The organism is Planococcus sp. APC 3906 (genome assembly GCF_030407685.1).
Taxonomy (GTDB): domain Bacteria; phylum Bacillota; class Bacilli; order Bacillales_A; family Planococcaceae; genus Planococcus; species Planococcus koreensis.
The window spans coordinates 11,624-27,211 of the sequence record NZ_JASDCW010000035.1 but is presented as its reverse complement, the minus strand read 5'-3'; the positions used below and the strand labels follow the sequence as shown (position 1 = coordinate 27,211).

Here is a 15,588-nt window from a genome sequence, read left to right as displayed (position 1 = left end):
TGCAGAATCCGGTATGCCTAAGATGAAATGACTTTATATTCTTTAAATAACATAAATATTTATCTCATACCAAGTACACAAGGGTGAAATTGGAAGTATAGACTGTTGTATTACAATTACATATTAAATTGTAAGCACATTCCAAAAAATAAACCTTTTGAATCATTTAATAATCTTTTCTTTAATGAAAAATTATGGTAAATTTAAGTTGTTACGCAATTGAAAACATTGTATCAATTGCAAAAAAAGCACAAGGGGGAAACACATTGAGCAAGTCTAAATCAGTTTTAGTGGTGGCTGCAGCCATCATGATGACGCTGAGTTCAGCGACGTTCGGCATCACCGGCACGGCGGCAGCGGAGCTGCAAGCAAGACAACCCATTACGATGGAACTAGAAAAGCCAGCTTTGGCCTTGCCGGACAAGTTCGTCAATCCGGAAAATCCAAGCAAGAAAGTGCGGATCATTGTAGAGCTTGAGAAAGCGCCAGCAATTGAAACGGCTACCAACCAAGGCGTTCTTTATAAGAGCTTGCCGGATTCCCAGAAGAAGTCATTAGAAGCGGCGGTAGAAAAAGATCAAGCTTCTGTTAAGGCTTCGATTTTGAAAAAATCACCCCGCATTACATATTTCGAGAATTTCACTACTGTTTTCAACGGCTTCTCAGCAGAAGTTGAAGCGGGTGAAGTAGAAGGCATCGCGAATACGACTGGCGTTCAAGCAGTCTACGAAGCGACTGAATACCAGCGCCCTGAAGTCCAGCCGGAGATGAAGTATTCGAAGGACTTGGTACAGGCGCAAGAAGTGTGGAATGATTACGGTTACACTGGCGAAGACATGGTTGTCGGCGTTATTGACACAGGAATCGATCCAAGCCACAAAGACATGGTGCTGACGGATGACGCGACTGGCGACATCACGAAAGCGGAAGTGGATCAATTGGCGGCAGACGGTTTAGTGGAAAATGGCCAATACCATACAGCTAAAGTGCCTTTCGGCTATAACTACATGGATGGCAATAACGAAATCCTTGACCTTGGACCAGAAGCTTCTATGCACGGTATGCACGTTGCAGGTACGGTCGGAGCGAACGGCGATGAAGAAAACGGCGGCATTAAAGGTGTTGCTCCTGAAGCACAGCTTTTGGCGTTGAAAGTATTCGGCAACGATCCTAAATTCCCATCGACTTACGGCGATATTTACGTAAAAGCGATTGACGATTCGATCAAATTGGGCGCGGATGTCATTAACATGTCACTTGGCTCGACTGCAGGTTTCGTTGATACATCGAACCCGGAGCAAAAAGCGGTTGAACGCGCAACGAATAACGGCATTTTGATGTCCATTTCCGCAGGGAACTCGGATATGTTCGGATCGGGCTATTATTATCCATCAGCGGATAACCAGGATTACGCATTGACAGGTTCACCAAGTGTATCAGTGGATTCGTTCGGCGTGGCTTCATTCGAAAACGACATCATCACAGCGATGAGCTTCGGTTTTGATATCGGCACAGGCGAAGAGCGCGGTTTGTACTTGTTGGCGAACGACAAAGATCCACGCGATTTGCCGGAAGCTTCTTATGAAGTGATGGACGCTGGTTTCGGTACAGCGGCTGACTTCGCAGGCAAAGATTTCACGGGTAAAGTAGCTCTAGTATCCCGCGGATCGATTTCATTTGTTGAAAAAGGATTGAACGCCCAAGCAGCAGGCGCTGCAGCGGTCATCATCTACAACAACACAACTGGCACAATCAGCATGGCTTCTGATGCAGCGATTCAAATCCCTTATATGTCAGCGCTTCAAGCGGACGGACAAGCGATGAAAGCGGCATTGGATGCAGGCACGACACCGACAATTGAGTTCGACGGCGAATTCTTTGAAATGAAAAACCCGGCAGCGGGCGAAATGAGCGATTTCACATCGTGGGGCCCGACTCCGAACTTGGATTTCAAACCTGAAATCACAGCACCAGGCGGCAACATCTTCTCAACATTGAACAACGACGAGTACGGCTTGATGAGCGGTACGTCAATGGCAGCTCCGCACGTAGCGGGCGGCGCGGCGTTATTGTTCGAGCGCATGAACGAGCTTGGCCTGAAAGGCAAAGACCGCGTGACATACGCGAAAAACTTGATGATGAACACGGCAGACGTCGTGAACTTGGATGAAAACGAATTCGTTTCGCCAAGACGCCAAGGTGCAGGGCTTATGTCATTGCATGATGCTTTGTCTACGGACGTAATGTTGACAGACACAGCAACTGGCCTTGGAAAAGTGGCGTTGAAAGAAATCAAAGACGGCAAATTCTCATTCACATTGAAAGCGGAGAACTTCAAAGATGAAGACGCTAGCTACGATGTATATGTAGACCTGCAAACGGATAATCTGGTGGATGACAAAGGAACGGCTATCACAGTACCGAACCTTTACGGTTCACAAGTGATCACGGACGACGTTCAAATCGACGCTCCGGAAACACTGACAGTACCGGCAAACAGCAGCAAAGAATTCACAGTAACGGTTGATGCTTCAGCATTGAGCGATGAAGAATTCTACCAAAACTTCACGAACGGATTCTTCATCGATGGCTTCGTATCATTGCAGGATCCTGAAGAAGAAGTAACCGGCAACCCGGATCTGCAAGTGCCATTCTTCGGCTTTAACGGCGAATGGGACGACGCAAGCATCTTCGATGAATTTACATGGGATCCAACATCTTTCTACGGCACGACTCTTTTGATTGACGACGAAGGCAATGACATCACTGGCGGAACATTCGCTGGCGGATACGTGCCAGAGAAATTCGCATTTTCTCCGAACGCGGATGGATCAGTCGACTTGGCGCTTCCGGTCTTCACATTGATGCGCAACGCGAAAAACTTGGAAGTCAACGTCTTGGACAAAGACGGCAAGAAATTGCGTACGATTGCAACAGGCAAAGACCTGATCAAACATTATTCGACAGAAGCACCGTACACACTTAACCCGCTTTATGCTTGGGATGGAAAAGTCTACGGCAAAACTGTCACTGACGGCGATTACCAAATCCAGCTGCGCGCAGTCATCGATTTTGAAGGCGCTGAATGGCAGTCAATCGAATTCCCGATCAAAGTGGATACGGTTAAGCCTGAAGCAGACGCTTCATTCGACACAGCTGCAAGCACTGTAAAAGTATCAAGCTTCACAGACAATAACGACGCAGACCGCTGGGAAGTATTCGTCAACGGCAAAGAAGTGACGGAAAGCGAAACGGCGAAATCGTTGTCTCCAGCAACAAATGAATACAAAGTTGCCGATGTTGTGAAAGGCGATGACGTGAAAGCGGTATTCTACGACGTTGCTGGCAACTCAACAGAAGTCGAACTTTCAACGTACCCAGAAGAAACGAAAGAACCGGTCATCTTCTTCACGACACCTGAAGTGACTTCAGTCCATAATACGAATAAAGTCGAAGTCAAAGGGACGGTCGAGGACGATTCGAAAATCGTTTCATTGACAGTGAACGGCCAAGAAGCTACTTCATTCGACGGCAAGAACTTTGCACACACATTGACATTGGCTGACGGCGTGCAATACGTAACGGTTAAAGCAGTGGATGCATTCGGCAACGAAATGGAATTGCGCCGCGAAGTGCACGTTGATACGAAACCGGCTGTCGTTACAGCAGTAACCGTACCGGCAAAAGTTAAAGGCAACGTGGATGAAGTGGAAGTAACATTCAACGTCAAAGACAATTTCGGCCAAATCGCCGCTTACATCTATGACGATGAAGTGTTCCGCCAAGACCTTGTAGAGCCATACGACAAAGGCTTCAATAAAAACATCACGGCAACAGTGCCTGTGAAGATGGGCGAAAATAAATTCAAATTCGTGGTGAAAGATTTGGCTGGGCACGTGACAGAGAAATCATTCACAATCACGAAAGAGAAGACAACTTTCTCGGATATCCAGACTTACTGGGCTAAAGACCAGATCGAAACGCTAGCGACACAAGGCATCATCAACGGCCAAACAGAGACATTGTTCGGACCGAACGCTGACTTGACGCGCGCTCAGCTTGCGGCATTATTGGTCCGCTCGCTGGAATTGGAAGTCAAAGACTCGACGGGGACATTCTCTGACGTCAACTCGAAAACGACTTGGGCTTACAAAGAAATCGAAGCAGCTGCACGCGCTGGAATCGTCAAAGGCGATGAAAAAGGGAACTACAACCCGAACGCGCCGATTACACGCGAACAAGCTGCAACGATGATGATCCGCGCAATCGCTTATGAGGATGCTTCACTCCTTGAAGGCTTGGACGCAACACATAAGTTTGCGGATCAATCGAAAATCAGCTCGTACGCGCTTGAAACCGTGAAACAAGCCGAAGCACTTGGTGTGTTCACTGGGCGCGAAGGCAACACATTCGATCCACAAGCACGCATCACACGCGGCGAAACAGCAGTAGTGCTTTATCGCAGCCTTGATATTCTAGAGCTTTTGGATAATAACTAATCTCTTGAACCCGCGCAGCCTTGGCTGTGCGGGTTTTATACTTTTTTTAGAGAGAGTCATCTACAACTCTTTTCATTGCGCTTCAGCCGGACGCTTTCCGCGGGGTGGGCAATGGAGCCTCCTCAGCCCGCTTACGCGTGCTTCCGGGGTCTCCATCGTCCCACTATTCCCGCAGGAGTCGCCGCCTTCCGCTTCATTCAAAGGTATATCTTAATAGAGAATCACTTCTTTTATTGAAGAGCATGAAAGATTCAATTTCTGTAATTTCTCTCGTTTCTCCAAATATAGAGCAAAATAGCTCCGACTCCCGCGGGAGCAGGGAAGCGATGAAGTGCCGAAATCCACTCAGGCGCTAGCACGAGTTAGTTCGGCGCAAGCCCGCAGGAAAGCGGTGCTGTTTTGCGGAATATCGACTCAATTGGAGATATGAGTTATCTTTATCAACAAACTCTAAAACCGCGCAGCCTACATGGCTGCGCGTTTTTTTTCTGCCAAACGGTGCTTTTAGGGTTTCTTTTGATGCATCTTAGCGCTCTGAGCGGAACTTTTCGCCGGGGCTTGCTATAATAGAAAAAGCAACTTGGCCAGGTGAAACCATTAGCACCTTCGCTCGTCTATATGAAGGACATGAAAAGGGAAGTGACGGATTTTATGAATAAACGCATTGAACATAGAAAACAAGGCCAGAGCCCGAAACGCCGCATTTGGACAGCGGTATTATCGCTCTTGCTCTTGCTGGGAGTTACCGGCGGAAGCTATGCCTTGATTGAGCAAAATGACCAGCCTGACATGCAAATGAAAGAACACGCATTCAGCGAGAAGAATTACGCAGGTTTTGATACGAAAGCGGAAGAAATCGAAGTGCCGGCAGAAGAAGCGCCGCCTGTTGAAGGTACTGTTGAGGATGCACGGGAAGACAAGCCTGCTCAAGAAGAGCCGGTTGAAGAAATCGTCGTGACCGAGCCGGAGCCTGAAGCGGAACCAGAACAAGAACCGGAACCAGAAGTGGAACCGGTGGCCGTATCGGTCGAAGCACCTGAAAAAGACCTTGACCAAATGATTGCCAACGCCCAAACGCATGTCTATACGCTTTATACGGACCTGGAACAAGGCTCAGGCTTTCTTTACAACGATAAAGGGGATATCTTGACCAATGCCCACGTCGTCAAGGATGCGTCGTATGTGATGCTGAAAAACAGCAACGGCCAGGAATTCAACGGCCAAGTCATTGGCTTTTCTGAAACGACCGACGTTGCGTTGGTACGGGTCAAAGAATTGGCCGGCAAACAGCCGATGCCAATGGCTTCAGAAGAAGTTGCTGTAGGTACGAAAGTAGTCGCAATCGGCAGCCCGGAAGACCAGGCGAATACTGCTACCGAAGGTGAAATCACGGCAGTCGGCAAGAGCTTTTCATCCGATTACGAATACAATGGACTTTACGAAATGACCGCAATCTTGAAAAAAGGCTCCAGTGGCGGACCGCTGATCGATGCTGAATCGGAAAGCATCATCGGCATCAACTCGATTATCCTCGAAGAGACGCCTGAACTTGGCTACGCCATTCCGATCCACAGCATCTCCGGCCAATTGGCCGAATGGATCAACAATCCGATTGAATACGAAGAAGAAGAAGTTGTCTTGCCAGACGTCAAAGACGCCTATTTCGACGAATCTTTGCTGACAAGTTTTATTGAAGGCTATTATGAATTGCTGCCATACGCATTGAACGACCCAGAAATGAATTACTACGAATCTTACCTGCTTCCAGACAGTGAAGGGGCGATTGAAGGCAAGAAGCAAGTGGAAGAGCTGAGAAGTGAAACACGGACGTTCGACGCCGTAAACGCCACTATTGCCCGCGTTGAAATCAGCAAAAACGACGCGCTGATCGAAGCGACAGCCGAATTCATCTACCACGACACGGAAAGTGGCGAAACGCTGAAAGAAACACACCACACCATCTTCACCGTCGTCATCGATGAATACGGCGACTACCAGATCCAAACGATGATGCACGAATAAACCAAACACGCCCGGCAGCTGCCGAGCGTGTTTTTTTTATGGGCTAAGATTCAAGCTTTTTCCCGTTAACATGAACTAAATCGGCGTTAACATGATCTAGCCGGAAGTTAACATGAAGTGCGGGATCGTTAACATGACCTAGCAGGAGTTTGACATGAACTCTTTTGAGTTTAACCGGCACTAGCGATGGAGCGTCTCTTTAAGATTCTAGTTCAAGAGTATAAATGGAAAAGCCGTTCGCCTCGGCGAACGGCTCCTTCTCCAGCACTTGCGCATTTTGCCTGAGCGAAATGCATCCATCTGTTTTTTGAGTAGAAGATTCTTGCGTCAACATGAACTAAGTAGGAGTTAACATGAGTCAGCTGGAAGTTAACATGAAGTTCGGGTGAGTTAACATGACCTAGCTGGACGTTAACATGAACTGTTGGGAAGTTAACCGGCACTAGCAAAATAGAGTGCTCCAGAGAGTATCTCTACATGATCAAGTTCAAGAGCATAAATGGAAAAGCCTAACGCAGCTGCCAGCTGCGTTAGGCTTCTTTTGGTGCACGTGCGCATTCCGACATGGCGAAATGCATCAATCCATATGGGAGAAACCCTCTATAAAAAACAACTTCCTTCTATATAAAACAACACCCTCCAAACAACAAAAAAAGAGCCCCCATACAGGGGACTCTCGAAATTTCTTATTTAAGACGCTTGTAGCTGTGGAATTTATCGCCCCAGTATGGTGCGTTTACGCTTAGGACTTCAGCTTTCTTGCCGCCAGAGTGTACCCATTGGCCGTTGCCGATGTAGATGCCGACGTGAGAGATGCCTGGGCGGTACGTGTTAGCGAAGAAGATCAAGTCTCCTGGCTGTGGGCTTGAAACTGTTACAGAATCAGCGAATTGGCCAAGTGTTGTGCGTGAAATGCTTTTGCCTGCTTGTTTGAACGCATATTGCGTGAAGCCGCTGCAATCGAATCCTGCAGTTGTTGTGCCGCCGAAACGGTAAGGTGTTCCTTTAAGTGACAAGCCGACTGAAACGGCTTTAGAAGTTACAGTTGAGTTTGAAGCTTTGACCACTGTCGGTTTTTTAGCAGTAGCTTTTTTCGTAGATGTCAACAATGTGCTAAGGACCCAGCCGTGTTTGCCGCTGACTTTCACTTTGTACCAAGTTTGCTTGCCTACTTTTTTCTGGTGAGTAGCAGTAGCAGTTGCGCCTTTTTTAGCGACTTTCAACACTTTGTATTTCGTGCCAGCGTCAGCGCGGACATTTGTGTTGTATTTCAATTTATAAGTACCGGATTTTGCAGTTGCTTTCGCAGCTGCGACTTCCACCACTTCGTTTACTTCGTTAGTTTCTAATGTTTGAACAGCCTCATAAGCTGTAGTAGTTGTGTTGTTTTCTGATGTGAACGCTGCTTGTGCGTCAGTAGCAGAGTTAGTAAATACCAATGAACTAGCTGCAAGAAGTGTGAAGACTAATTTTTTCATTGTTTTTCCCCTAACGTTTTATATTATCGAACAATAAGTTTGTCTGTTTACCAATCTGTTATTTACTATAGATGTTGGGTCATATAATAACAACGTCAATTCGATTGCAGTTATATTACAGTTGTATAACAAAAATATTCTGTGTTAATAAAACCAGTCGTATCAACGCTTTCAGCGTCCATCTTTTTTTCGAAAAAATGTTTAAAATCCAGAAAACATGGGTTTTGAGCAGTTTTTTACGTAATTATTACATGAATTTCAGTCATTAATTTCCAAAGATTAGTGATGAATATTACGCTTGTCGTAATAAACGACAGCGAAACATCCGCCAGCAAACACCGTTGGATCAACAGAAATGCTGTATAAATATTATACAAATACACAATAATTGAGAGTATTCAGAATTAATTCGAATACGGAAATAATTATCTCGAATTAATACATTTTTGATGTATTGGATAAATTACTATTCTGAAAAATGTATTTACTAAAATAAAATAATAAAACCGCTCTTTTTTAGGTGAAAAGAATCCGCGGGTTTGCTCTTTTTGACATTTAAGACTTTCTAACTTACCCTGATAATAATCAGAATTTATAGAAATTTGATATTTGGAGGAGGCAGCGCGATGAAAAAGATACTATCCATAGATGGCGGAGGGGTGCGCGGCATCATTCCCGCAGTAGTGCTCGACGATATCGAAAAACGCACCGGCAAACCGATTTCCGAACTGTTCGATTTGATGGCCGGCACATCAGTGGGGGGCATGCTGGCACTGGGTCTCGCCGTACCGAAAAATCCGGAAAGGCAAAATTCCGCTCCCAAATACAGCGCGAAAGAACTCGGTGAATCGTTGAAGCGCGATTTGCCGACGATTTTCAAGCGGCCGTTTCTCTTGAACTTGCCATTCGGGCAATTCCTTTACCGTCGTTACAGCCAGCGCGGCATCGAAAGCGTGCTGGAAAATTATTTCGGCGAAGCCCGCCTGTCGGACGCGTTGGCCGACGTCCTCATACCGAGCTATTAAATCGAACAGCGCAGCCCGGAATTTTTCCGCAGTCCGCATTCAAGGCTGGGGGAAGTGCCGGAAGCGCCGAAAGATCCCCACGACGATACACCGCCGCATAAAAACATTTATATGAAGGAAGCTGGCCGGGCCTCTTCTGCGGCGCCGACGTATTTCGTGCCGAAAAAAATCCCGTCGCTGCCCGGATATGCTTTTATTGACGGCGGCGTCTTCGCCAATAATCCGGCAATGTGCGCGTACGCCGAAGCCAAAGCGATTTACGCAGATGAGGAAGAGTTCCTTGTCGTGTCGCTCGGCACCGGGGCCGCCCATGCGCCGATCAACGAAAAGGATGCTTCGAAATGGGGCCATATCGGCTGGGCGCGCCCGATGCTCGACATCATGATGGACGGCAGCAGCGACACGGTCGACTACCAGCTGCGCCAAGTCGTGCCGCCCGTCAATGGCCGCCGCCGCTATTTCCGTTTCCAGGCGCAGCTGGACGGGGCTGGCACGGAAAAACTCGACAACACCGATCCGTTCAACCTCGACAAGCTCGAAGCGCTCGGCATCGACATCACCAAGGATCCGCAATACCGAAAATTGCTCGACGAACTATGCGACTGCCTGCTGCACGGGTGAGTTTACCCTGCAGCAAAGCAGGGCATTGATTACTAACGTACAAACACCGTTCGGATGTATAAATGAAGGGGGCAAGACGATGGCGCAACGCTTTGAATACATGGACTGGCTGCGGGTATTGGCGATCTTCACCGTCGTGGGCATCCACGTCTTGTCAAAAATCATCAACGCCGAACCGCCGGAAGCATGGGAATGGCAGCTCGCCAACGCCATCGACTCCGCCACGCGCTGGTGTGTGCCGGTGTTTTTCATGCTGAGCGGCGCATTGCTCTTGACGAAAAAGTCCGACGAACCGGTATGGAGCTTTTTGAGAAAACGCCTCGCCAAAGCATTTATTCCGTTGGTGTTCTGGAGCGGCATCTACTTGCTGTACCGCATATTGGAACAAGGCCGCAGCTATACCGCCGGGGAAGCCATTACGTTGTTCCTGACAGATGATGTCTATTTCCACCTGTGGTTCCTGTACACGATCATCGGCCTGTACCTGATGGCGCCGTTCCTGCGCATCCTCGTCGACCGCATGACGCAGAAGACCTTCCTGTATTTCCTGGGATTCTGGTTTCTCTTCAGCGTCCTGATGCCGTTCATCAACCGCTTTCTCGGCTTCGACGTCGCATTCAAAGCGGGAATGTTCGAGCCGTATATCGGCTATTTCATGCTCGGCGCTTACCTATTCCTTTATCCCATCCCGAAAAAATACCTGCCGCACCTCGCTGCCGCAGCCTTCCTCGGCTATATCGGTACCTACATCGGCACCGAGGGCCTGAGCGACTACAAAGGCGAACTCGACGAATTCTTCTACGAGCATTACCGGCCGAACTCGCTTGCCATCACGCTATTCGTCTTCACCTTATTCCAACATCTGGAAGGCCGTCTGAAAGCCAATAAACTCATCACCCGGATCAGCGCCGCCACACTCGGCATCTACGTCATCCATCCGCTCATCCAATACTATCTCGACAAATACCTGTCCATCAGCCCGACCATGTTCCACCCGGCATTAGCCATTCCCGTCACCTGGATCATCATTTTCATCCTGTCCTACGCCATCATCCGCGTCCTGCAGAAGCTGCCCGGCATCAAACACCTGGTGCCGTAGGCCGTGCATTTCGCCTCAGCGAAATGCGCACGTTTATGAAAAAGAGCCTAACGCAGCTGCCAGCCGCGTTAGGCTCTTCCATTTCAGCTCTAGAACTTAGACCGTGGGGTGAGGCTGGAATGCTAGTGCCGGTTAAACTCCAAACAGTTCATGTTAATGTCCAGTTAGGTCATGTTAACGCTCCCGCACTTCATGTTAATCTCAAGCTAAATCATGTTAACACCGGTTTAGATCATGTTAACGAGAGAACCCGCTAAACCAAAACCATAGATGCATGCATTTCGCCTGGGCGAAATGCGAAAGTGCACGAGAAGGAGCCCTTCGCAGAAGCGAAGGGCTTTTCCAATTAATCCTTTGAACTTAGAAATTGAAAAGATGCTTCATTCTCGATTTCACCAAAATATATCTATATAGAAGAAACTCTCACTTTTATAACTTGTCCCAGTGATTTAGCTTAGTAATACTACATAGAATATATATGTTTTTTTAATAATTCAAGAGCATTTCCAGTGAAGGCGCGAACAAGGGCTAGACGAAGCAACAAGACGGAAGTTCTTCCCGACTTATTGCGTAAGCAATGCCCAGAGCTTACGAAGCGGTGTCTATCAGATATTTAACAAAATAATTTCCCGGGAAATAATGCACTAATTCCAGCATAAGCTAAACACGCAAGGTCCTTAACATTATATTGTTATAGGTTAATCATTGAAGAAGCCTTATATTATCGGAAATAAAATATATTGATATATGTATTTAAACAATAATACGCTTTCAATCACAATTGGAGTAGTTTACACCACGAAAAAACTGAACGAAATCAACATGATCTGCGCATTCCTGTTCTACCAAAACCGCCTGACGCGGCTCTTCACCGGGCGCATCAACTACCTGGAAAAACCGCGCCAAGCAAAAGAAAAACAAACCGCAAACGACCCAAGCTACTCACTCCGGTGAGTAGCTTTTTTTCTTGAATAAAACCCGCAATAGAATTTTTCTCACTGTACTTTTGGGATCTAAATAGAGGAAAGCTCTTATTCAGCACTGAGAATAATTGAATACCATAAAAAATAGCTGATATGGAGCCAAATAGCGGAGACGCCTGCGGGGCAGCGAAGCGACGAGACAGCCGAGACCCCGCAGGGAGCGAAGCGACCGAGGAGGCTTGGCGCTCGCCCGCGGCAAGCGCAGCTATTTGGCGGAATATCAGCCTACTTAACTTAACAAATAAAAAATAATAATAATCTCGTACATTTCCAATATTTTCAACAAATAATATCATAAATATGTTAAAATTCAGATAATTACATAGCACAAACAAGGAGGAGTTTTCCGATGAAAAGCCAAGGGTTCAAGCAGTTATTCACCATTCTTCTTATCTTCTTTCTAGTTGCGGCGTTATGGCCAGCAGCGGCATTATCCGCACCACCAGTCAAAGCGCCGACAGCAGGCGACTTCGAAATGCGCGAAGCCATCGTCGAACAAACCGATGTCCTGCAAGGCGAACCGCAGTTGCACCCGGACTTGGAAAGTTTGTCCGGCGATCAGCAAGTCGCGGTCATCGTCCATCTCTCGAAAAAGCCGGTTGGCCTGGAAATCGGGGCCAGCTCGCTGAAAGGCGAGAGCGTCACCGCTGCACAAACCGACAAAATCGAAGCAGCAATCGTCAGCCAGCAAACATCTGCCAAAGCCGCAATGGCTGAAACCGGCATCGCCTATGAGGAAGGTTACTCATATACCCAAGTCCTCAACGGCTTTTCCGCGAACGTGAAAGCGGCGGACCTCGCGAAACTCCTCGAAATCGAAGGAGTCGCATTCGTTGAGCCAGACGTCCAAATGCACGCAACGGCATCAACTGAACAGGATCAGAAGTTTACAGCGGCTTTCTCGAAGAGCACATCGTTCCTCGGCGTCGATCGCTTGTGGGCGGAAGGCATTGAAGGGCAGGGCGTCAAAGTCGGCGTGCTGGATACCGGCATCGATCCCGACCACCCTGAATTTGCAGGCGTCTACAAAGGCGGCAAGAACTTCGTGCCGCATTCACCGTATTACAAAAAAGCCCGTGCCGAAGACGACCCTTCTGAAACAAAGCCGTCTGAGCGTGCAAGCGATTCGTCGGAAATAAATAATTGGGAACTGCCATTTGCCACGTCGCATGGCACGCACGTAGCAGGCACCATTGCAGCACGCGGCGCCAACACTTTCGGCTTTAAAGGCATCGCGCCGAAAGTGGAGCTCTATGCATACCGCGTCCTTGGCGCTTACGGCATGGGTTCGCAATCGTGGATCATCGCGGGCATCGAAGAAGCGGTGCGGCAGGACCTCGACATCATCAATTTATCGCTTGCCAGCAACAGCAATTCAGAGGCGAGAGCCGAATCGTTCGCGCTCAATAACGCCATGTTCGCGGGGACGCTCGCCATCACAGCGGCTGGCAATAGCGGCCTATACCGCGGCAGCGTCACCAGCCCCGGCACAAGCCGCCTTGCCGTCACCGTCGGCAGCAGCACGATTCCGGAAGAACGTTTCAGCGGAACCGTCAAGCTCAATGCCGGAAACTTTGAGCTCAATAAAAAACACAATCTCATGGCGTCAGAAACCGATGAGAACCCGGCGCAGCAATTAACGGGCACATTTGACGTCGTTGCTATTCCGAACGCCGGCGAGAAAGGGGATTACAGCAAACTGAGCGTCAAAGGCAAAGTGGCACTTGTATCGTCCGGTGCCATCGAATACCACGACAAAGTGAAATTCGCCAAAGAGGCGGGAGCGAAAGCAGTGCTGATCCACAACATCCGCGACGGCGCCCAAGCACCCGAGCCGAGCGGCTTTTTCCTCGGCGACTCGTTCGAATACATTCCAGCGTTCGATTTGTCGCAGACGGACGGCGAAAAAATCCGCCAGCAAATGCTTGTTTCAAAAGGCACCGTATCGTTCAGCGGCATCACGATGACGAAAACAAAAGGCGACGCGATTGCCGATTACAGTGCAAGCGGGCCGTCGTCGCCGAACTTCGACATCAAGCCGGACATTATCGCGCCAGGCACAAGCATCATGTCCGCGAAGCCGATGTACAAAGCGGACTTCCCGGCAGCTGATTACAGCGAAGCCTACATCCGCCAAACCGGCACATCGATGGCAACGCCGCACATCACCGGAGTCGCAGCGCTCATCCTGCAGGCCCATCCCGGCTGGAAACCGTTCGATGTAAAAGTCGCTTTGTCCAATTCAGCGAAGATCCTCGACACCAACGCATACGATGTTTTTGCGCAAGGAGCAGGCCGGGTGCAGGCATACGATGCGGCGCGTCCGCAATTTCTCGCCTATTCCCATGACAAAGCGGTGTTGAATGGCACCGGCACAGTCGTCGACAACGTCAAAGGAACCATCACATTCGGCCATCAGCCGCTCAATAAAAGCAATATTTCCGTGACGAAAAAAGTCATCGTCAAAGACATCACCGGAAAAGGCGGCGCGTTAAAAGTCACCGTTGACACGAAAAAAAGCTTCGGCAACGCCAAAGTCACCGTCGACAAACCATCGTTCACATTGAAAGGCGAACAAGAGCTGAACATCACCCTGACAGCATCCAAGCAGCAAGGCACCGTCAACGGCGATGAAATCCTCGGCTACGTGCACATCAAAGGCGCAAACTATGACGTGTCGTTGCCATTCGCTGCGGACTTCAGCGCGATGCCACTCGCCGAAATCCAGAATTTCTCCATTACCGAAGACGACCTGTCGTTCAATAACGACGGCATCAACGACTTTGCCGAAATCAATTTCAAACTGACTGGACCAGTCGGCAAAAACACGATTGAATTATACGACCTCATGAACCCAAGCAGCGGCGCATTCCAAAACGGCTTTATCGGCTATGTCCATGCAATTTCCACACTTGCGGCCGGCACCTACAAAATGCCGCTGCTCGGTCTGTACCGCCCATGGAACGGCGAGCCCTTGAAAAAAATTCCGGACAGCCTCTACCAAATGCATTACATGTCCGAACCGCTTGGCGATGACTGGAACTACCTCTACGATTACATCGTTCCCGTCATCGTCAAAACGACCAAGCCGAAAATCTCCGGCTCCGTCATCGCCGGCCAGGGAGTCGGCCGCGTCATCGACAAATACATCGACTACAACAAAAAGCTGATCGAATTCGAAGTCCCATACGACCTCAACTCGAAACTGCACGCCAGCTACCAGCTTAACGGCGAAGGCGACGCCGTGCCGGTCACACTCGACCAAAACGGCGCCTTCAGCTTCCCATTGCCCGGCTTCACCGAAGGCACCGACAGCATCACCCTAACCGTCACAGACGAAGCCGGCAACAAAGCCACAAGCATCTTGAAGTAAACAATAGAGAAGGAGAGGGGCATCCGCACAGCGGGTGTCCCTCTAATTTGTAGATGAAGCTAAATTTCTTGAAAGTGTTAAGGCGATATTCCGCAAAACTGCCTCGCTTGCCGCGGGCGAGCGCCAAGCCTCCTCGCTCGCTTTGCTCCCTGCGGGGTCTCGGCTGTCTCGCTTTCCCGCAGGCGTCTCGGCAGTTTTGCTCCATATCTGGAGTGTAGAAATGGCTGCTGTATGCTCTCTCGAAGAAATAGTCAACTACTAAGAAATACCTTTGAACGAAGCGGAAGCCGGCGACTCCAGCGGGGCCAGCACGTGCCGAAGACACTGGAGCGAGCGCAGCGAGTGAAGCGGCTGAGGTAGTGCCCGCGGAAAGCGTCCGGCTGGAGTGAAGTGAAAAGATTTATAGACACCTCACTTAATTACAGTTTTGCGGAATATCGTAATTTCACCAATCTCTACAAAAATGTAATATATTTGTAATGCTAGCA

6 protein-coding genes and 1 pseudogene are annotated in these 15,588 nt (G+C 48.7%); 6 read left to right on the top strand and 1 reads right to left on the bottom strand.

What is annotated here, in order from left to right; all coding sequences use genetic code 11:
* Nucleotides 1-266 precede the first annotated feature (266 nt).
* Both QMA09_RS15340 and QMA09_RS15335 read left to right on the top strand, forming a co-directional pair.
* Nucleotides 267-4,499, top strand: coding sequence for a S8 family serine peptidase (locus QMA09_RS15340; protein WP_290213739.1), 4,233 nt, complete (start codon nucleotides 267-269; stop codon nucleotides 4,497-4,499).
* A gap of 588 nt (nucleotides 4,500-5,087) precedes the next feature.
* Nucleotides 5,088-6,521 (top strand): S1C family serine protease, encoded by a 1,434-nt coding sequence (locus QMA09_RS15335; protein WP_290213738.1) that lies wholly within the window; start codon nucleotides 5,088-5,090, stop codon nucleotides 6,519-6,521.
* 686 nt (nucleotides 6,522-7,207) lie between these two features.
* On the opposite strand, the gene QMA09_RS15330 is transcribed toward QMA09_RS15335, so the two are convergent.
* The gene (locus QMA09_RS15330) at nucleotides 7,208-7,999 is read right to left on the bottom strand and encodes a C40 family peptidase (protein ID WP_135501626.1); all 792 of its coding nucleotides are present in this window, start codon (nucleotides 7,997-7,999) and stop codon (nucleotides 7,208-7,210) included.
* Nucleotides 8,000-8,625: 626 nt separating this feature from the next.
* On the opposite strand from QMA09_RS15330, the pseudogene QMA09_RS15325 reads away from it, so the two are divergent.
* From QMA09_RS15325 to QMA09_RS15310, 4 genes and pseudogenes are all read left to right on the top strand, one after another.
* A pseudogene (locus tag QMA09_RS15325) lies at nucleotides 8,626-9,645 on the top strand (patatin-like phospholipase family protein).
* Nucleotides 9,646-9,724: 79 nt separating this feature from the next.
* Nucleotides 9,725-10,744: an acyltransferase gene (locus QMA09_RS15320; RefSeq protein WP_290213737.1), complete on the top strand. Its 1,020-nt coding sequence runs from the start codon at nucleotides 9,725-9,727 to the stop codon at nucleotides 10,742-10,744.
* 747 nt (nucleotides 10,745-11,491) lie between these two features.
* Nucleotides 11,492-11,698 (top strand): hypothetical protein, encoded by a 207-nt coding sequence (locus tag QMA09_RS15315; protein ID WP_290213736.1) that lies wholly within the window; start codon nucleotides 11,492-11,494, stop codon nucleotides 11,696-11,698.
* A 378-nt stretch (nucleotides 11,699-12,076) separates the two neighbouring features.
* Entirely contained in the window at nucleotides 12,077-15,100 is a 3,024-nt protein-coding gene (locus QMA09_RS15310; RefSeq protein WP_290213735.1) for a S8 family serine peptidase, read from the top strand.
* Nucleotides 15,101-15,588: the final 488 nt, after the last annotated feature.